This window comes from Candidatus Nanopelagicus abundans, assembly GCF_002288305.1.
GTDB lineage: Bacteria > Actinomycetota > Actinomycetes > Nanopelagicales > Nanopelagicaceae > Nanopelagicus > Nanopelagicus abundans.
Genome location: NZ_CP016779.1, coordinates 875,782 through 893,023, shown reverse-complemented (window position 1 = coordinate 893,023; position 17,242 = coordinate 875,782). Strand labels below are relative to the sequence as shown.

21 protein-coding genes are annotated in these 17,242 nt (G+C 40.7%); 14 read left to right on the top strand and 7 right to left on the bottom strand.

Annotated elements, in window-relative coordinates:
* Positions 1 to 5 precede the first annotated feature (5 nt).
* The 11 genes from B1sIIB91_RS04655 to B1sIIB91_RS04605 all read left to right on the top strand — a co-directional run bounded on the left by B1sIIB91_RS04655 (position 6) and on the right by B1sIIB91_RS04605 (position 8,613).
* Complete coding sequence (locus B1sIIB91_RS04655; RefSeq protein ID WP_095688437.1) at positions 6 to 1,091, top strand: glycosyltransferase family 4 protein; 1,086 nt, start codon at positions 6 to 8, stop codon at positions 1,089 to 1,091.
* Positions 1,084 to 1,512 (top strand): hypothetical protein, encoded by a 429-nt coding sequence (locus B1sIIB91_RS04650; RefSeq protein ID WP_095688436.1) that lies wholly within the window; start codon positions 1,084 to 1,086, stop codon positions 1,510 to 1,512. Before B1sIIB91_RS04655 ends, B1sIIB91_RS04650 begins: the two co-directional genes overlap by 8 nt.
* On the top strand, positions 1,512 to 1,736 hold the full coding sequence (locus tag B1sIIB91_RS04645; protein WP_095688435.1) for a hypothetical protein: 225 nt from the start codon (positions 1,512 to 1,514) through the stop codon (positions 1,734 to 1,736). Before B1sIIB91_RS04650 ends, B1sIIB91_RS04645 begins: the two co-directional genes overlap by 1 nt.
* Positions 1,737 to 1,906: 170 nt before the next feature.
* Positions 1,907 to 2,680, top strand: a complete 774-nt coding sequence (gene atpB, locus B1sIIB91_RS04640) for a F0F1 ATP synthase subunit A (RefSeq protein WP_223298629.1) — start codon at positions 1,907 to 1,909, stop codon at positions 2,678 to 2,680.
* A gap of 41 nt (positions 2,681 to 2,721) precedes the next feature.
* The gene (locus B1sIIB91_RS04635) at positions 2,722 to 2,925 is read left to right on the top strand and encodes an ATP synthase F0 subunit C (RefSeq protein ID WP_041887600.1); all 204 of its coding nucleotides are present in this window, start codon (positions 2,722 to 2,724) and stop codon (positions 2,923 to 2,925) included.
* Positions 2,926 to 2,943: 18 nt separating this feature from the next.
* Positions 2,944 to 3,483 carry a F0F1 ATP synthase subunit B gene (locus B1sIIB91_RS04630; RefSeq protein WP_095688433.1) on the top strand — a complete coding sequence of 180 codons (540 nt, stop codon included), beginning with the start codon at positions 2,944 to 2,946 and terminating at the stop codon, positions 3,481 to 3,483.
* Positions 3,484 to 3,485: 2 nt separating this feature from the next.
* Entirely contained in the window at positions 3,486 to 4,313 is an 828-nt protein-coding gene (locus B1sIIB91_RS04625; RefSeq protein ID WP_095688432.1) for a F0F1 ATP synthase subunit delta, read from the top strand.
* A 50-nt stretch (positions 4,314 to 4,363) separates the two neighbouring features.
* On the top strand, positions 4,364 to 6,001 hold the full coding sequence (atpA, locus tag B1sIIB91_RS04620; RefSeq protein WP_095688431.1) for a F0F1 ATP synthase subunit alpha: 1,638 nt from the start codon (positions 4,364 to 4,366) through the stop codon (positions 5,999 to 6,001).
* A gap of 18 nt (positions 6,002 to 6,019) precedes the next feature.
* Entirely contained in the window at positions 6,020 to 6,928 is a 909-nt protein-coding gene (locus B1sIIB91_RS04615; protein WP_095688430.1) for a F0F1 ATP synthase subunit gamma, read from the top strand.
* Entirely contained in the window at positions 6,928 to 8,349 is a 1,422-nt protein-coding gene (gene atpD, locus B1sIIB91_RS04610) for a F0F1 ATP synthase subunit beta (RefSeq protein WP_095688429.1), read from the top strand. Before B1sIIB91_RS04615 ends, atpD begins: the two co-directional genes overlap by 1 nt.
* A 3-nt stretch (positions 8,350 to 8,352) precedes the next feature.
* On the top strand, positions 8,353 to 8,613 hold the full coding sequence (locus tag B1sIIB91_RS04605) for a F0F1 ATP synthase subunit epsilon (RefSeq protein ID WP_190279165.1): 261 nt from the start codon (positions 8,353 to 8,355) through the stop codon (positions 8,611 to 8,613).
* On the opposite strand, the gene murA is transcribed toward B1sIIB91_RS04605, so the two are convergent.
* On the bottom strand, positions 8,610 to 9,866 hold the full coding sequence (gene murA, locus B1sIIB91_RS04600; RefSeq protein ID WP_095688428.1) for a UDP-N-acetylglucosamine 1-carboxyvinyltransferase: 1,257 nt from the start codon (positions 9,864 to 9,866) through the stop codon (positions 8,610 to 8,612). The genes B1sIIB91_RS04605 and murA overlap by 4 nt on opposite strands.
* Positions 9,867 to 9,903: 37 nt before the next feature.
* Between murA and B1sIIB91_RS04595 the strand changes: the two genes are divergently transcribed.
* On the top strand, positions 9,904 to 10,479 hold the full coding sequence (locus tag B1sIIB91_RS04595; protein WP_095688427.1) for a cob(I)yrinic acid a,c-diamide adenosyltransferase: 576 nt from the start codon (positions 9,904 to 9,906) through the stop codon (positions 10,477 to 10,479).
* On the opposite strand, the gene B1sIIB91_RS04590 is transcribed toward B1sIIB91_RS04595, so the two are convergent.
* The 4 genes from B1sIIB91_RS04590 to B1sIIB91_RS04575 all read right to left on the bottom strand — a co-directional run bounded on the left by B1sIIB91_RS04590 (position 10,476) and on the right by B1sIIB91_RS04575 (position 13,181).
* Entirely contained in the window at positions 10,476 to 10,688 is a 213-nt protein-coding gene (locus B1sIIB91_RS04590; RefSeq protein WP_223298583.1) for a hypothetical protein, read from the bottom strand. The genes B1sIIB91_RS04595 and B1sIIB91_RS04590 overlap by 4 nt on opposite strands.
* Before the next feature lie 122 nt (positions 10,689 to 10,810).
* Complete coding sequence (locus tag B1sIIB91_RS04585; protein ID WP_095688425.1) at positions 10,811 to 11,536, bottom strand: hypothetical protein; 726 nt, start codon at positions 11,534 to 11,536, stop codon at positions 10,811 to 10,813.
* A complete protein-coding gene (locus B1sIIB91_RS04580) occupies positions 11,533 to 12,327 on the bottom strand; it encodes an ABC transporter permease (protein ID WP_095688424.1) in 795 nt (264 codons plus the stop codon). Before B1sIIB91_RS04580 ends, B1sIIB91_RS04585 begins: the two co-directional genes overlap by 4 nt.
* Entirely contained in the window at positions 12,324 to 13,181 is an 858-nt protein-coding gene (locus B1sIIB91_RS04575; RefSeq protein WP_095688423.1) for an ABC transporter ATP-binding protein, read from the bottom strand. The genes B1sIIB91_RS04580 and B1sIIB91_RS04575 overlap by 4 nt, the downstream gene beginning before the upstream one ends.
* Before the next feature lie 57 nt (positions 13,182 to 13,238).
* Here B1sIIB91_RS04575 and B1sIIB91_RS04570 point away from each other — a divergent pair, with 57 nt between their 5' ends.
* On the top strand, positions 13,239 to 13,559 hold the full coding sequence (locus B1sIIB91_RS04570; RefSeq protein WP_095688422.1) for a hypothetical protein: 321 nt from the start codon (positions 13,239 to 13,241) through the stop codon (positions 13,557 to 13,559).
* A gap of 1 nt (position 13,560) precedes the next feature.
* On the opposite strand, the gene B1sIIB91_RS04565 is transcribed toward B1sIIB91_RS04570, so the two are convergent.
* Positions 13,561 to 14,424: a fumarylacetoacetate hydrolase family protein gene (locus B1sIIB91_RS04565; protein ID WP_095688421.1), complete on the bottom strand. Its 864-nt coding sequence runs from the start codon at positions 14,422 to 14,424 to the stop codon at positions 13,561 to 13,563.
* Between the two features lie 204 nt (positions 14,425 to 14,628).
* Between B1sIIB91_RS04565 and B1sIIB91_RS04560 the strand changes: the two genes are divergently transcribed.
* Positions 14,629 to 15,777: a MalY/PatB family protein gene (locus B1sIIB91_RS04560; protein WP_095688420.1), complete on the top strand. Its 1,149-nt coding sequence runs from the start codon at positions 14,629 to 14,631 to the stop codon at positions 15,775 to 15,777.
* A gap of 1 nt (position 15,778) precedes the next feature.
* Here B1sIIB91_RS04560 and B1sIIB91_RS04555 read toward each other — a convergent pair whose 3' ends face one another.
* Positions 15,779 to 17,242, bottom strand: coding sequence for an aldehyde dehydrogenase family protein (locus B1sIIB91_RS04555; RefSeq protein ID WP_095688687.1), 1,464 nt, complete (start codon positions 17,240 to 17,242; stop codon positions 15,779 to 15,781).

The window sequence follows — 17,242 nt, the reverse complement described above, 5'->3', positions numbered from 1 at the left end:
AAGTAATGCGCGAGTACTTAGTAACAGTCTTACTTGCCGCAATCATTACCTATTTAATTACCCCATTAGTTAGAGATTTAGCAATTAAATTTGGCGCTGTTACCGCAATTCGTGCCAGAGATGTTCATATTGCGCCAACTCCAAGATGGGGCGGCCTTGCAATGTGGCTAGCTATGGCGCTCACTCTAGTAATTGCTAATTATTTACCACTTGTACATAAATCATTTGGGCAGGATGCAACTGGTATCTTCTTAAGCGGTAGTTTTATTTTATTTCTAGGACTACTTGATGATCGCTTTGATCTAGATCCGATTACAAAATTTGCTGGTCAAGCACTAGCAGCTGGCATATTACTTATATACGGCGTGCAGATTCTTTGGCTTCCTATAAATGGAATTACTACCTTGCCAACTAATATTGGTCAGTTACTAACCGTGCTCTTTGTAATGGTAGTAATTAATGCGATTAACTTTATAGATGGTTTAGATGGTTTAGCTACTGGAATAGTAATGATCTGCGCAGCATCTTTCTTTGCCTTTTCCTATTTGTTAGCGGTCATAAATGGATTAAATCGCGCCGGAGCCCCATCACTAATTACTGCAGTTGTAATTGGTTTATGTCTTGGGTTTTTACCCCATAACTTTCATCCAGCACAGATCTTCATGGGAGATTCTGGGGCTATGTTTTTAGGATTACTTATTAGTGCATCTGCAATTACCTTAACTGGTCAAGTAGATGCTTCAGCGATAACTGAGGAAAATGGTGGAACTGCATTACTGCCTTTACTTCTACCTTTTACTGTTTTAGCTATTCCATTAATTGATTTTGTGATGGCTATTATAAGAAGAGTTAAAGCAGGCCGTTCACCTTTTACTGCAGATCGCGAGCATCTTCACCATCGAATTATGCGTATGGGTGTGAGTCAACAACGCACCACAGTTATTTTGTATCTATGGACAGCGATGTTTGCAATACCAACTGTTACTGCAGCTTTTGTGCCAATTCCGATTGCTCTATCCTGCGGTGTATTAATATTTTTAATTTCAATATTTGTAATTAAAAGCAATAAAAAGTTGATAACTAATGTCTGACACGCAAAGTAGTGATGTTGATCTTTGGAAAGGTGCTATTTTTCCTGCGCTAATAGTGGCGACACTTACCTGTATTAGTGTGGCCGTAATTAACGGAAAGTCTGGATTACTTGCTGGACTACTCGCATCATTTACAGTTATTATTTTCTTTAGTATTCATTTACTAGTTGCAAGAATTTCCCGTAATTTAGATCCGATGCTCACAATGGCGCTTGCAATGTTTTCCTACTTTGCAAAGGTGATATTCATGGGTGTTTTTTTGCTTTTAGTTACAAAATTTACCGATAGAAGCACAGTAGATAGAGCAAGTTTTGCGATCTGTGCGATATTGATTACGATGGCATGGTTATTTGGTGAGATTCGCAGCTTTATGAAGTTGCGTTTTCAAATGCCATTACCGAAAAAAGAGGGGGATAAGTAATGAGCCGTAAAAATTCAAATGATGATAATTTAAGTAACTCCCAAAATGAAGAGAATGCACTTTGGTCAATTGTTGGCTACCTACTATCAGGTCTTTTAATCTGGGGTGGGATCGGCTTCGGACTTGATAAATGGCTGGGAACTACCTACTTACTACTAGTCGGACTTCTACTAGGGGCTGGCTCCTCAATATATTTGGTATGGCTTCGATTTGGACGCGACTAAAATCACTAAAACCATGCCTAATCGGTATGGGCACAGTTTTAAACCCCCGAAGGATTTCGCGCTATTTGGTAATACCTAATAGGGTTTCGCCCGTAGCCAAACTCCCCTTTGGGCTTACAGATTTTCAGTTCAAAATTTGAAGTAACGATCATTTGGAGAGTTAAGTGGCAATGTTGCTAGCAGAAGATGGTGGTTTTAAGCCACCTTCTACCGCTGACTTTGAATTACCACCAGTATTCGGTGATAACCCATACACAACAAAACCAATATTTTTAGTCTTCTTATCAGTAATTTTAATCTCAGTATTTTTTATTGCTGCTTCACGAAAAGCATCGATAGTGCCAAGCAAATTACAGTTTGCAGGGGAGTCCATTTACAGTTTTGTTAGAAATGATCTGGCCAGAGATGTTATTGGCCATGAATTTATGCGCTTTGTTCCATATTTATTTACTCTCTTCACATTTATTTTAACCAATAATCTTTTTGGAATTATTCCGTTTCTACAATTTCCGGCGATGTCTAGAGTTAGCTTTCCGTATGTATTAGCACTATTTACTTTTGTAATTTTCCATTACGTAGCAATTAAACATAAGGGACTAATTGCCTATCTTAAAGAGATTATGTTTATGCCAGGAGTTCCTAAGCCGGTCTATATTCTGCTTACTCCAATTGAAGTTGCCACCTACTTTTTAGTTCGTCCACTAACTCTTTCACTTCGTTTATTCGCAAATATGTTTGCTGGTCACCTACTCCTATTAGTTTTCATTTTAGGCGGTGAACACCTATTACAGGGTGTAATTGGGCTCAAACTAGTCTCTCCATTTGCTTTTGCCTTTGGAATTGGACTTACTTTTTTTGAGTTTATGGTCCAATGCCTGCAAGCGTATATCTTTACCCTGTTGACCGCCCTCTATATTGCGGGTGCGTTAGCGGATGAGCACTAAAAGAAAAACAACAACCCAATAAAAAGAAAGAAGGAAAAGAAATGACAGGCACACTCAACCTGGTCGGTTATGGCCTATCTGCAATCGGACCTGCAATCGCAACTGGCATGATCTTCGCTGCTTACATCAGCGGTGTCGCACGCCAACCTGAGGCACGTTCTGTACTGCAGCCGATCGCATTCCTAGGCTTCGCACTTGCAGAAGCTCTAGCACTATTCGGTCTCGTACTAGCTTTCGTTCTCTAATTAAAGCAAGTAATAGATATGTCTAACGCTAATTTAATTAATTGGGCAGCCGAAGAAGGTGCTAACCCATTAGTTCCGCACACTGCGGAGTTAATAGTTGGCTTTATCGCATTTTCACTGCTCTTTTTAGTACTACGTTCTAAAGTTGTGCCGCTATTTGAAAAAGCATTTGCTGAACGCACTGAAGCAATTCAAGGCGGTATGGAAAAAGCAGAGCGTGCACAAGTAGAAGCAGAGCGTGCACTTGCGCAATACACAGCTCAATTAAATGAAGCACGTGGTGAAGCGCAAAAGATTCGCGAAGATGCAAGAGTGCAAGGGGCTGCAATTATTGAAGAATTGCGAAGTAAAGCAGCAGAGGAAGCAGCTCGAATTACTGCCGCAGCTACCGCAGCAATTCAATCAGAGCGTCAGCAAGCAATGACCGCACTTCGTAATGAAGTTGGCGCACTCGCTACTGAGTTAGCCGGAAAGATTGTCGGAGAAGCATTAGATGACCAGGTTCGTCAATCTCGAATTGTTGACCGCTTTATTACAGATCTGGAGAAGAGTAAGTAATCATGAAAATATTAGGGGGCGCAAGCAGAACTGCTGTTATAGCGCTGCGCAAATCATTAGCTGATACTTTAAACAATCAATCAGCTACTGAGAGTGCAACCTTTGCTTCAGATTTATTTACAATTTTGACGGTTCTAAGTTCATCAATTGGAATGCGTAGAGCACTTACAGATAATGCAAGAGATGCGGGCGCCAAAGCTGAGTTAATTTCTAATCTATTTGGCAAAAATATTTCATCCCCAGCCCAAGTATTACTTGCAACAGCTTCAGGGCTACGTTTTTCAAGCCCTGGTGAGTTAGCTGATGCTATTGAGCACTTAGCAGTTGAGGCAGAAAGCGCTGCTGCTGAAAAGAATAATGAATTAGAAAAACTTGAGAAGGAATTATTTGATTTTGCCAGGGTTCTAGTGGCAAATCCTGATTTCAGGCAAGCCCTTAATACCTCTGCAGATATTGATGCTAACAAGGTTGCACTACTTGAGTCAGTTGTTAAAGGTAAGTATGTGAGCTCAACTGTTAACTTACTTCGTAGAGTTATAACTCTACGTCGTGGCCGCAGTATCGATGCCACGCTAGCGGCTTATTCACATTATGTTTCAATTCGTAAAGACCGTTTAGTAGCTCATGTTAAAAGCGCAGTTAAATTAACTGATACGCAACAGAGCAAATTAGTTTCCGCACTTTCAAAGCAAATGGGCAAAGATGTGCATGTAAATATTGAGATCGACCCAAAGATTTTAGGCGGTATTTCTATCCGATACGCAGATGAAGTTATTGATGCCAGCATAGTTAATCGTTTAGCAGAAGCGGGCAGAGCGCTCGTAAGTTAGTTTTAACAGGTATGAAAGTATCTGTTATTTAAAGAGAGAAGAGAGAGAAGATGGCCGAAGTTAGTATCCGCCCCGAAGATATTCGGGATGCACTGGCAAAACATGTCGCTGCATATAAACCAGGCGCTGCAGTTAAAGATGAAATCGGTAGCGTAACTGAGGCAGGTGATGGCATCGCTCGTGTTGAAGGTCTGCCATCGACTATGACCAATGAGTTGTTAAAGTTTGAAAATGGCACATTAGGACTAGCGCTGAACTTAGATGTTCGCGAAATCGGTGTGGTTATTTTAGGTGAGTTCACCGGAATTGAAGAAGGAACAACTGTTCGCCGGACTGGAGAAATTCTCTCTGTTCCAGTTGGTGATGGTTTTCTTGGACGTGTAGTTGACGCACTTGGGCGGCCAATTGATGGCAAAGGCGAGATTAAAGCTGAAACAACTCGAGCCCTTGAAATTCAAGCACCATCTGTAGTGCAAAGACAACCAGTAAAAGAGCCAATGCAAACTGGTATTAAAGCGATTGACTCGATGACTGCAATCGGCCGCGGTCAGCGTCAGTTAATTATTGGTGATCGTCAAACTGGTAAGACTGCGATTGCAGTTGACACAATCATTAACCAATTGGAGAACTGGAAGAGTGGGGATCCAAAGAAGCAGGTTAAATGTATTTATGTTGCAATTGGGCAAAAAGGTTCAACTATTGCATCCGTTAAGGGCGCTTTAGAAGAAGCTGGCGCAATGGCATATACAACAATTGTGGCAGCACCGGCCTCTGATCCTGCCGGATTTAAATACTTAGCTCCATACACCGGCTCATCAATTGGTCAGCACTGGATGTATAAGGGACAACATGTATTAATTGTTTTTGATGATCTATCAAAGCAAGCTGAGGCTTATCGTTCCGTATCGCTATTGCTAAGGCGCCCACCGGGTCGCGAAGCTTATCCTGGAGATGTTTTCTATTTACACTCTCGTTTACTTGAGCGATGCGCAAAATTATCTGATGAATTAGGCGGTGGTTCTATGACAGGACTTCCAATTATTGAAACAAAAGGTAATGACGTATCAGCATTTATTCCAACGAATGTTATCTCTATTACCGATGGTCAGTGCTTCCTTGAGACTGATTTATTTAACGCTGGCGTTCGTCCTGCGATTAACGTTGGTATCTCAGTATCTCGAGTTGGTGGATCTGCTCAGACTAAGGCGATTAAGAAAATCGCTGGTCGTTTGCGTCTTGATCTTGCTCAATATCGTGAGCTTGAAGCATTCGCAGCATTTGGTTCAGATCTTGATGCTGCCTCTAAAGCACAACTAGAGCGCGGTGCTCGAATGGTTGAATTACTTAAGCAAGGTCAGTACTCACCATTCTCAGTAGAGCGTCAGGTTGCATCAATTTGGGCCGGAACTACTGGCAAGATGGATTCAATTCCTGTGCCAGATGTTCGCCGCTTTGAAGCTGAGTTCTTAGATTTTATTGCTCGTGAGCGCAAGGAAATCTTTGATGTAATTTCAACAACTCGTGAGTTAACTGATGACACAGTTAAATCTCTAGAGGATGCGATTACAACATTTAAAACTCAATTTAAATCATCAGTTGCCCCAGCTGTTAATGAGAAAAAAGCTGATGCATTAGATGGTGTTGATAATGAGCAAATTACCCGTCAAGCCCCTGCCATAAAGAGATAAAGAAAAGAGAGCTAACAAATGGGCGCCCAACTTCGTATTTACCGACGCCGTATGCGTTCGGTAAAGGCGACTAAGAAGATAACCAAAGCGATGGAGCTAATTTCAGCCTCTCGCATTGTTAAGGCGCAACAAAAAGTTGCTGCCTCATCTCCTTATGCCAACGAGTTAACCAGGGCGGTCTCAGCAGTTGCCTCTTTATCCTCTACTAATCACCCATTAACAACCGCATCACTAAATCCAAAGCGGGCTGCAGTATTAATTATTACCGCAGATAGAGGTATGGCTGGTGCCTACTCAAATGCTGCAATTAAAGAGGGTGATCAACTAATTACTCTTCTGCAATCACGTGGCCTTGAGGTAAATGCATATTTAGTAGGAAGAAAAGGAATTAACTTCTATAAGTTTAGAAATCGAAAGATTACCTCTTCATGGAGTGGCTTCTCAGATAACCCAACTTATGCTCATGCCAAAGAGGTGGCAGAGGCTTTAATTGCCGCCTTTATTGCAGATGCTCAAACTGATCCAAATGGTGTTGATGAACTACATATTATTTATACTGAATTTAAATCGATGATTACTCAAACTCCAGATGCAAAAAGAATGTTGCCTCTTGAGGTTGTGGAATCAACCGGACCGGTAGTTATTTTGCCGATGTATGAATTCGAACCTAATGCAGCTGAGGTGCTTAATGCATTACTACCTCGCTATATTCAGGCTCGAGTATTTAACGCGATGCTTCAATCTGCAGCTAGTGAGCATGCAGCTCGTCGTCGTGCTATGAAATCAGCAACTGACAACGCTGATGAATTAATTAAGTCGTTAACGCGACTTGCGAACGCGGCCCGTCAAGCCGAAATTACCCAAGAGATCAGTGAAATCGTAGGCGGCGCAGATGCGCTCGCTTCAGCTAGCACAGGGAGTGAATAATGTCAGTTAAAACAGCAACCGGAAGAGTTGCCCGTGTAATTGGACCGGTAGTGGATATTGAGTTTCCAGCCGATTCAATGCCAGCCATATTTAATGCGTTAAATATTGATGTCACATTGGGGGGTGAGACTAAGAAGTTAACACTTGAGGTCGCCCAACACATTGGTGACAATCTAGTACGCGCGATCTCCATGCAACCAACTGACGGCATGGTGCGCGGTTCAACTGTTACCGATACTGGAAGTGCGATCTCAGTTCCAGTCGGAGATGTAACAAAGGGACATGTATTTAATACTCTGGGTGAATCATTAGATGTGCCAACCTCTTCATTAGATATTAAAGAGAGATGGCCAATCCATCGAACCGCTCCAGCATTTGATCAACTTGAATCAAAGACTGAGATGTTTGAAACTGGAATTAAAGTTATCGATCTTCTAACCCCTTATGTAAAAGGTGGAAAGATTGGATTATTTGGTGGCGCCGGTGTTGGTAAGACTGTGTTGATCCAAGAGATGATTTATCGAGTAGCTGAAAACTTTGGTGGTGTTTCAGTATTCGCCGGAGTTGGTGAGCGTACTCGTGAGGGTAATGACTTATTCCTTGAAATGACTGAAACTGGTGTTATTAATAAGACCGCATTGGTCTTCGGACAAATGGATGAGCCACCTGGCACACGACTTCGAGTAGCACTATCTGCTCTAACTATGGCGGAGTATTTCCGTGATGTGCAGAAGCAAGATGTGCTTTTGTTCATCGATAATATTTTCCGATTTACTCAAGCAGGTTCTGAAGTTTCAACACTTCTTGGTCGTATGCCATCTGCGGTGGGATACCAACCAACACTTGCTGATGAGATGGGACAGCTTCAGGAGCGAATTACTTCAACTCGTGGTCACTCAATTACATCTATGCAGGCAATTTATGTTCCAGCAGATGACATTACTGACCCAGCCCCACACACAACCTTCGCTCACTTAGATGCGACAACAGTGTTATCTCGTCCGATCTCAGAGCTTGGTATTTATCCAGCGGTTGATCCACTTGATTCAACCTCTCGAATTCTAGATCCTCGCTATATTGGTGAGCATCACTTCCGAGTTGCTAACCGAATTAAGCAGATCTTGCAGCGTTACAAAGATTTGCAAGACATTATTGCAATCTTAGGTATCGATGAATTATCTGAAGAAGATCGTATTTTGGTAGGAAGAGCTCGTCGTATTCAACGATTCCTTTCTCAAAATACTTTCGTGGCAAAGGTCTTTACCGGCCTTGAAGGTTCATTCGTGCCACTAACTGAAACTATTTCTGCCTTTGAAGCCCTAGCTGATGGAAAGTATGACCATGTTCCAGAGCAAGCATTCTTTATGTGTGGTGGCTTAGATGATGTTGAACGAAGAGCAGCAGAGTTAGCGAAGTCATAATAAATGTCTGAATCATTGTTAAAGGTTGAGGTGGTTACACCAGAGAAGCGGGTGTGGAGTGGGGAAGCCAAAATGGTTTCTGCTCGCACACTCGAAGGTGATCTTGGTGTACTACCTGATCACGCTCCGCTGCTTGGAGTTTTAGCAGATGGCACAGTTTCCATAAAAGCATTTGATGGTTCTACAAATGATTTTGTAATTAACGGTGGATTTATTTCAGTTTCTAAAAATCGAGTATCAATTCTTGGTGAGAGTGCTAATTAAACTCTAGTTACATCTGCTCCGAGTGATTGAAGTTGAACTGGAAAGTCTGGATAGCCGCGATCAATATGGTAGGCATCTTCAATAATTGTTATTCCATCGCTGGCTAATGCTGCTAAAACTAAGCCTGCGCCAGCTCTAATATCTGTGGCAGCAACTGGGGCAGCTGATAACTCAGAGATACCAGTAATCGCAGCATGATGACCATCAACTTGGATGTTTGCACCTAACCTAAGTAACTCATTTACAAACATAAATCTTCCCTCAAATACATTTTCAGTTACTAAGGATGTGCCCTCAGCAATTGCATTTAGAGCGATTACCATTGGTTGTAAATCAGTTGGAAAACCTGGATAGGGAAGTGTTGCCACATCAACTGCAATTGGGCGTTTATCCATCTTTACCCTAAATCCATTACTTGTAGTTGTTACTACCGCCCCTGCTTCAACTAACTTATCAAGTGGCACCTCAAGATGATCTACTCGCCCATTTTCAATTGTGATATCACCTTTAGTCATTGCAGCAGCAAAGGCCCAAGTTCCAGAAACAATTCGATCAGCTAATGTGGCATGTGTTGCTGGTTTTAATTCTTTAACACCATCAATAGTGATGGTATGGGTACCAAGTCCAGTTATTTTTGCGCCCATTGCAATTAGAAACTCACCTAGATCTACTACATCTGGTTCACGAGCTGCGTTATCAATTGTGGTCCTACCAGTTGCCAAAGTTGCTGCAGTCATAATATTTTCAGTAGCGCCAACACTTGGGAACTCTAATGTGATAGCCGCGCCCTTAATTCCGTTAGATGCTCTAGCAATAACAAAGCCATGCTCGGAGTGAATTTCTGCTCCCATATCTTTTAAACCATTAATGTGAAAATCAAGTCCTCTAGATCCAATTGCATCTCCACCAGGTAGTGCTACTTCAGCAACTAACTCTCTAGCAATTAGTGGCCCTAATACATTTATTGATGCGCGCATCTTTCGCACTAAGTCATAATCTGCTCTATGACCTAATTTTTTTGGCACCGCAATAATTACTTCATGTAATTCATTATTTACTTTAACACTACATCCCAACCTAGTTAATAACTCCGCCATGTAATCAACATCTGCGATTGCAGGTAGATTTGTTATTTTTGATTCACCAGGGGCCAGTAATGTTGCCGCCATTAATTTAAGCGCTGAGTTTTTGGCTCCAAAAACACGAACCGTGCCAGATAATCTGGCACCTCCAACTACCCGTAGTCGTTCCATAATTCCCCATTGTAATTGCTTAAGGTAGGGTGAGTTCATGGTTAATTTAACCCGTATCTACACAAAAACCGGTGATGATGGAACTACCTCACTAGGGGATATGAGTAGAACCTCAAAAAATGATCCACGCCTTGAGGCATATGCCACCGTCGATGAAGCTAACTCTGCAATCGGAGTTGTATTAGCACTCGGTGGTATTAAAGATGATGAAATTACAAAACTTCTAGTCAGAATTCAAAACGATTTATTTGATGTTGGCGCAGATCTTTGTACACCAATAGTTGATAATCCAACTATAGAGCCATTAAGAGTTTTAGAATCACAAATTGATTATCTTGAGAAGCAAATTGATAAATACAATGAGTCTTTACAACCACTTCGTACTTTTGTACTTCCATCTGGAACCCCCGCATCAGCGTTACTACATGTTGCAAGAACTGTGGTTAGGCGTGCTGAGCGAAATACTTGGCATGCTATTCATTCATTTGGCGGTGGGGTAAATCCAGTTACAGCAAAATACTTAAATCGTTTATCTGATCTTTTATTTGTTTTAGCCCGAACTGCAAATAAAGAAATCGGTGATCAGCTTTGGGTTCCTGGCGCAAATCGCTAACTATTTATAGTTGCTTTTGCAATCTTTAAGTCTTTTTCAAATACTAAAATTCTAGGACCATCCTTAGTTTGTGAAAGTGTTGCTTTAATACCAACAGCAATTAATTTCTGTCGCATCATTTCACCTTCAATATGATTTTTAGGGCTATGGGCAACTTTCAGTAACCCATACTGATCCTCTGATCCAATTACTTTATCTTTTTCAATCAAAGAGTTGTTGTGAGAAAAAGCCCACCTAAGAATTAGTGCTAATACGGCTACAACTAAGAAGCCCGATAAAGATATTAAATACAAACCGTTATTAATACCCCCGAGCAATTTATCCCCGATCTTTATTTAAAAGGAGTATAAATACTAGTTGGAATTGTTTCATTAGTAGTTGCCTTATGGCAGGTTGCAGAAATTCCTCCAATTGAAATGCCAGTTCTGACAACTGGTGCTAACTCTTGATTTGTCGCAGGATCTATAGCTGCTGGTAAATATAAAGGCTCATCACTTATTAATAATATGTTTGCATAAGTTTTAGGACTTAGTGAGTTATAGGTAGTTCGAAGGCTTCCAAGCAGTAATTTCTTAGCAGGATCTGCAGGATCAATCATTGATACGGTGGACCTAATTTCCCACCAACGGCATTGAATATCTGCAGCTACAACAACAGCCCCACAAGCATTTTTCTCACATTTTTTTACATCATCAGCTAATTTAACCTTTGCTGAAAGTAAACCCAATAATTCTTTACCAGTTGGAATTTTTGCATAGATTCCACCCTTAGAAGTAAATCCAACTGGTGGCCAAATAGGTGAAGGTGATGGGATTGGCGTAGCAGTCTTCTTAACCTTCTTCTTTTTCTTTACAGGCTTCTTAGTAGGTTTTTTAGTTGCAGTCGTTTTTGAACTTACACTTGGTTTAGAACTTGCTGGCTTAGCTGATACAGCTGGTTTTGGAGTTGCTTTCTTACTTACCTTTGCAGTTGGTTTTGGCGTAGGCGTTACTGCAGAGGAGCTGGTGGTAAATAATGTAGTAGCTAGTAAAACAGATACTAATATTTTTATTTTCATTGCCTACTCCATTTAAATGTTTTAATTGAGACAAGTAAGCCTAAAACCAACCAAATGATAAGTATTAAAGCAGTCTTACCAAGTTCCCAATCACCGGCTACCTCTTGCGTAGCAAAATCTTCTGGTAAAAATACGGAACGCATTCCCTGTGTTAACCACTTAAGTGGAAACAGGGCAGCAAACTGTTGCATCCAAACTGGAAGGGACGTGAAAACAAAAAATACGCCACTAAAAAACTGAAGAATAATTACTATCGGTGAGACCACAGCAGATGCTCCGCGACCACTTTTTGGCACAACTGAAAATGCAATCCCAAGAACGGTAGAGCAAGCACTTCCTAGGATTACTAGCCAAGTAAAATTCCACCAAAGCATTGGATCAGTTGGTAGGTTAAGATCAAAAACTACTGAGCCAAAAAATAGTAACAATATGGTTTGGACAATCATTAAAATCGTTACCAGAAGTGCCTTACCAATAAAGTATGAAGAAACCGACATTGGCGTTCCGCGCAAGCGTTTTAATGTTCCATCATCTCGCTCCATTGGAATTGTGATCGCAAGTTGTTGAAAACCAGTATTAACTAAACCAGATGCGATCATTCCTGCCACAAAGTATTGGCTGAAGGTAACTCCTGGGGCGATAGTGTCTTTAAAAACAGTACCAAAAATGAATAGCAGGATTACTGGAAAAAATAAGGTGAAGACCACAGATTCACGCTGGCGCATAAATTGCTTCACTTCAAGCAAACTTCGAAGCACGCCAATACGTAAAGTTTCTTTTAAGGTATTCATTTTAATTCACCAATCATTCGAAGGTATATCTCTTCCAGATTCGGGCGCAGTACTTGAAGCTCAGGTATCTGATTATTAAATCGCTGACTTAATTTTAAAACTTCCTCTGTTGGATTCTTAGTTAATAATTCTTGTGTGGCGCCATTTTCTAGCCAAGTTACCTTAGCTGGTGCCATATTACGTCCACCTAAAGTATCTGGGGTTGCAATCTCAATAATCACTCCTTCATTAATAACACCAACTCGATCAGCTAAAGCTTGAGCTTCATCTAAGTAATGTGTTGTTAAAAGAATTGTGGTTCCTTCAGATTTTAAAGTTCTAATTAATTCCCAAAAGGATCTACGAGCCTCTGGATCAAAACCAGTTGTTGGTTCATCTAAAAACAATAGTTCAGGGGAGCCAATTATGCCCAGTGCAACATCTAACCTGCGCCTTTGCCCACCAGATAACTCTCGCACCTTTGCGCCAACTTTTTCTTCCAAGCCAACCTCTTCAATTACCTGTTTAACATCTCTTGGGTTTTCATAGTAATTAGCAAAGTGCGAAATAGTTTCAATAACACTTAAATCTGCTGCATCATTAGTTGATTGCAAAACTATTCCAATTTGATTCCGCCATTTTTGAGCAGCCGCGCCTTTTGTTGCTGGATCAAAACCTAAGACTCTAACCTGGCCAGAATTGGCCACTCGGTATCCCTCTAGAATTTCAACGGTAGTAGTTTTGCCAGCACCATTTGGACCAAGGAGTGCAAATATTTCACCACGCTCAACAGTTAAATCAATTCCAGCAACTGCTACCTTGCTGCCATATTTCTTGGTTAAACCACGGACTTCGATCGCAGCAGCTGTGTTCATGGCGACATCTTGCCGTAATTGGTAATAAATACTTAAATCACTTGGGAGAATAAACCTGTGAGTCCGCGTAAAAGTAAGCCAAAGGGTAAGGGTAAACCTTTAATTCCTATCGATGAGCGTGATATCACAACATCTAGTGAAGTGATAGAAGAGCATGATGATGGAATATTTGTTGTTAGAAAAATTAGTGGTTCAACTTCAAATAAACCATATCGCTGCCCCGGATGTGATCAGATGATTCCAATGGCGACCCCACACACAGTTGCCTGGCTTGAACATGATGCTGAACTGCGTAGGCATTGGCATAACATCTGTTGGAGTAAGCGAAATATGAGAAAGCCGAAAGTTGAACGAACTAGAAATGCCCCTAGATATTAGATTACTTAAAGTTAACAACCTTATTTTTAATCGTACCGATTCCTTCGATTGTAGTAATAATACTTTCGCCACCTTTTAAGAATTTCTCTGGTTTAAGTCCCATACCAACACCCCCCGGTGTTCCAGTATTAATCACATCACCGGCCTTTAGCTCCATGAATTGTGAGATATACCAAATGCAATGATTAATCCCAAAGATTAAATCACTAGTACTCGAGTTTTGTCTTAACTCTCCATCAACTGTGCAACTTAAAGATAGATTACTTGGCGATAGTTTTTTCTCTGCAAGTTCCTCTGCAGTTACTATCCATGGGCCCATTGGATTAAATGTTGGAAATGATTTTCCCTTCATCCATTGACCACTTCGTTCAACTTGCCAGTGGCGCTCTGACACATCTTGAGAGATTGTGTAACCAAGTATGTGCTCAGCTGCCTGCTCTTCAGATTTAAGGTAGAGGGCATTTTTTCCAATTACTACACAAAGTTCTGCTTCATAATCTGTTTTTAAGGAATTTGGTGGAATAACAATGTCATCATTTGGTCCAACAACACTGTCTGGAGCTTTCATAAAGACTATTGGCTCAGGCGATGGCTCCATAAATGATTCAAAGGCATGCTTTGCATAATTTAATCCAACGCAAATAACTTTTGTCGGCCTAGCAACTGGTGAACCAATTCGGTAATCAGTAATTACTACCTTGCTTCTGCTACTTAAATCTGCTTTTTGTAATTTAGCAATAGCGCCATTTTCTAACTCAGCACGGTTAAAATCAGGGATCAGGTCATCAACAAAGACTGCCTCGGTATCTGAGATAATTACGGCAGGCTTTTCTTTATTTAACTCACCTAACCGTGCAATTCTCATTTTTCCTACTTCTCTATTTAGATTAAGTCTTATATAAATAGTTAATATGAAGACTTTAACATAAAATTTTGTTCATTATTTCAGAGTAATTATGATCAGGATTACTGGGCATGCGAAGAAAGTGGTAGAAATAATCACTTTTACTGGCCGAGATACTTACTAAATGTATATAAATGCGTTTGTTTTAGTGGCATACTAACGACCATGACAAAAGCAGTACGCGCTTTAGTACTTGAAGAATTACGAAAGCGAAAAAGCTCTAAGTGGCGGCAATATCCAAGTGATGTCCTACCTCTACCAGTTGCTGAAATGGATTTTCCAATGGCACCTGCTGTTAAAGCTGGCCTGCAAGACATGCTCGATAGATCAGACACTGGTTACTTAGGTGCATTTCCTGAGTTATTTGAAGCATTCGCTAAATTTTCTAAAAGCCGATGGAGCTGGCAACCTGATATAACTCAGATGAGAATGGCAACAGATGTCGGTGTTGGAATTGTTGAAGTAATGCGCACTCTTATTAAAGCTGGCGATAAGGTAATGCTTAACTCACCTGTATATGAAAATATCTGGAAATGGATCGCAGAGGTTCACGCAGAGCTAGTTGATGTACCACTGGCTGAGGATGGGCTAAATTATAAATTAGATTTAGAGGCGATCGAGCGTGAGTATGCAAAAGGTGTAAAACTACATATTTTATGTCACCCACATAATCCAGTTGGAATTATCCATACTCGATCAGAGTTAGAAACAGTAGCAATACTTGCTAAAAAGTATGGCGTCATTGTCTTAAGTGATGAGATTCATGGCCCATTAACCTTTAACAAAAAAGAGTTTTTCCCTTTCTTATCAGTAAGTGATAATGCAAAAGAGGTTGGAATAATAATTACTAGCGCAAGTAAGTCTTTTAATTTTGCTGGATTAAAGTGTGCGTTAATCATTACTGAATCAATTAAATTAAAAGAGAAGATAAATACTATGCCACCAGCAGTAACCTGGCGGGCGTCTTTATTTGGAGCAGTTGCCTCTACTTCAGCATATAGTGATTCTGAGGAGTGGTTAGATGGCGTGTTAATTACTCTTGATGAGAATAGAAATTTAGTTAAAAAATTAATTGATACCAAAATACCTACTATTAAATATCGTATCCCTGATTTTGGTTACCTAGCATGGTTTGATGTTAGCTCTTTAGGGCTAGGTAGTGATCCGGCTGCTCAGATTTTAGAACGAAGTAAGTTAGCCCTTAACGCTGGAGTTTTATACGGACCTAAGCATTCAAACTTTGTAAGGTTTAACTTTGGTACAAGTGAAGAAATTATTAATCAGGCATTTGAACGGCTTATTAAAGTTTTATAATTTACTTTCTTCTGCCGTACAGTTTTTTAATCAACAAAGTAAGTATTTTTTCAGATAATTTAGTTCGCTTAAAGGTAGTAAATCTAAGTGGAATCTTAAATCGAGTCTTAACAACAGATCTTGCGTAGGTGTATTCAAGTAAGCCTTCAGCCCCATGGATACGTCCGTAGCCAGAGTCTTTAACCCCGCCAAATGGCACAGCAGCAATTGCTGCAAATAAAAATACTGAGTTAATTGAAACCATTCCGCAGGCAAGCTTTGACGCAATCTTCTCACCCTCCCGCTTTGAAAATACTGCCGCTGCTAAGCCATAACTACTTGCATTAGATAACTTGATCGCTTCATCGGTATTCATAACCTTATTTATTGCAAGAGTTGGTCCAAAGGTTTCATCAGTCATTGCTAATGAATCCTCAGGCACATCAACCATAATCACTGGCTCAACAAAGGCGCCCTTAATTGAGTCTGACCCACCTAATAAAAACTTAGCACCTTTTGCTTTAGCATCATCTAGATGAGATTGAATTACATTAAGTTGTGATGGCATTGTGGCAGGGCCATAACTTTGTCCAGGCTTAATCTTTTTTGCCATATCAACAATAGTTTCGATAAATTCATCAGCAACTGATTCAACAACATAAACTCGCTCAGCCCCGATACAAGATTGGCCAGCATTTGCCATCGCAGACCAGAGGGCGTATTCAGCAGCAAGTTTTATATCAGCATCATGGGCAACAATTACTGGATCTTTTCCACCACACTCAAGTACTACCGGAATCATTTGCTCAGCACAGGAGGCTGCAACTTTTTTAGCAGTTCTAGTTGAACCGGTAAAGGAGACTTTATTAACTTTAGATTGAGTAAGCGCCCTACCTGTATCTGGTAATCCAGTTATGGTAGTTAAGATATTTTCAAAGGGTGCGATTTGTGCAAATGAATCAGCTAGCCACTTGCCAACACCGGGTGTGAACTCAGATGGTTTAAATACAACTGCATTGGCTGCAGCTAGTGCGTATGCAATAGAGCCCATTGGGGTAAAGATTGGATAATTCCACGGACCAATTACTCCCACAACACCAAGGGGTGATCTTTGCACCTGCGCCTTCATATTAAACATTAGTAATCCTGATGGTCTAACTTGCTTGCTCATTATTTGCTGTGCATGCTTTGCTGCCCAGGCTAAGTTATCAATTGAAATAGAAACTTCAAGGGATGCATCCCCAATTGGTTTACCACACTCAGTTGCTACTAAATTAGCAATCTCCTTTTGATTATTTGTTATATACGAGGCCCACTTAAGCAAAACTCGCTTGCGTGCAGTAAAGCCAAACTCATTCCATCTAATTGCAGCAAGCCCAGCAGCACCAACGGCTGCAAAAACTTCAGCTTGTGAAAAGTTCTTGTACGTTGTGATCACCGCACCAGTTGCTGGATCAAACTTTTCAAAGGTGGCATCTGCGCTCAT

Excerpts from the sequence above, each read along its gene's own strand:
- murA (WP_095688428.1), bottom strand. The coding sequence starts at position 9,866 with ATGGAACGACTACGGGTAGTTGGAGGTGCCAGATTATCTGGCACGGTT.
- B1sIIB91_RS04595 (WP_095688427.1), top strand. The coding sequence starts at position 9,904 with ATGGTTAATTTAACCCGTATCTACACAAAAACCGGTGATGATGGAACT.
- B1sIIB91_RS04555 (WP_095688687.1), bottom strand. The coding sequence starts at position 17,242 with ATGAGCGCAGATGCCACCTTTGAAAAGTTTGATCCAGCAACTGGTGCG.
- B1sIIB91_RS04625 (WP_095688432.1), top strand. The coding sequence starts at position 3,486 with ATGAAAATATTAGGGGGCGCAAGCAGAACTGCTGTTATAGCGCTGCGC.
- atpD (WP_095688429.1), top strand. The coding sequence starts at position 6,928 with ATGTCAGTTAAAACAGCAACCGGAAGAGTTGCCCGTGTAATTGGACCG.
- B1sIIB91_RS04585 (WP_095688425.1), bottom strand. The coding sequence starts at position 11,536 with ATGAAAATAAAAATATTAGTATCTGTTTTACTAGCTACTACATTATTT.
- B1sIIB91_RS04560 (WP_095688420.1), top strand. The coding sequence starts at position 14,629 with ATGACAAAAGCAGTACGCGCTTTAGTACTTGAAGAATTACGAAAGCGA.
- B1sIIB91_RS04605 (WP_190279165.1), top strand. The coding sequence starts at position 8,353 with ATGTCTGAATCATTGTTAAAGGTTGAGGTGGTTACACCAGAGAAGCGG.
- B1sIIB91_RS04630 (WP_095688433.1), top strand. The coding sequence starts at position 2,944 with ATGTCTAACGCTAATTTAATTAATTGGGCAGCCGAAGAAGGTGCTAAC.
- B1sIIB91_RS04635 (WP_041887600.1), top strand. The coding sequence starts at position 2,722 with ATGACAGGCACACTCAACCTGGTCGGTTATGGCCTATCTGCAATCGGA.
- B1sIIB91_RS04650 (WP_095688436.1), top strand. The coding sequence starts at position 1,084 with ATGTCTGACACGCAAAGTAGTGATGTTGATCTTTGGAAAGGTGCTATT.
- B1sIIB91_RS04575 (WP_095688423.1), bottom strand. The coding sequence starts at position 13,181 with ATGAACACAGCTGCTGCGATCGAAGTCCGTGGTTTAACCAAGAAATAT.
- B1sIIB91_RS04580 (WP_095688424.1), bottom strand. The coding sequence starts at position 12,327 with ATGAATACCTTAAAAGAAACTTTACGTATTGGCGTGCTTCGAAGTTTG.
- B1sIIB91_RS04565 (WP_095688421.1), bottom strand. The coding sequence starts at position 14,424 with ATGAGAATTGCACGGTTAGGTGAGTTAAATAAAGAAAAGCCTGCCGTA.
- B1sIIB91_RS04655 (WP_095688437.1), top strand. The coding sequence starts at position 6 with ATGCGCGAGTACTTAGTAACAGTCTTACTTGCCGCAATCATTACCTAT.
- B1sIIB91_RS04645 (WP_095688435.1), top strand. The coding sequence starts at position 1,512 with ATGAGCCGTAAAAATTCAAATGATGATAATTTAAGTAACTCCCAAAAT.
- atpA (WP_095688431.1), top strand. The coding sequence starts at position 4,364 with ATGGCCGAAGTTAGTATCCGCCCCGAAGATATTCGGGATGCACTGGCA.
- atpB (WP_223298629.1), top strand. The coding sequence starts at position 1,907 with ATGTTGCTAGCAGAAGATGGTGGTTTTAAGCCACCTTCTACCGCTGAC.
- B1sIIB91_RS04615 (WP_095688430.1), top strand. The coding sequence starts at position 6,020 with ATGGGCGCCCAACTTCGTATTTACCGACGCCGTATGCGTTCGGTAAAG.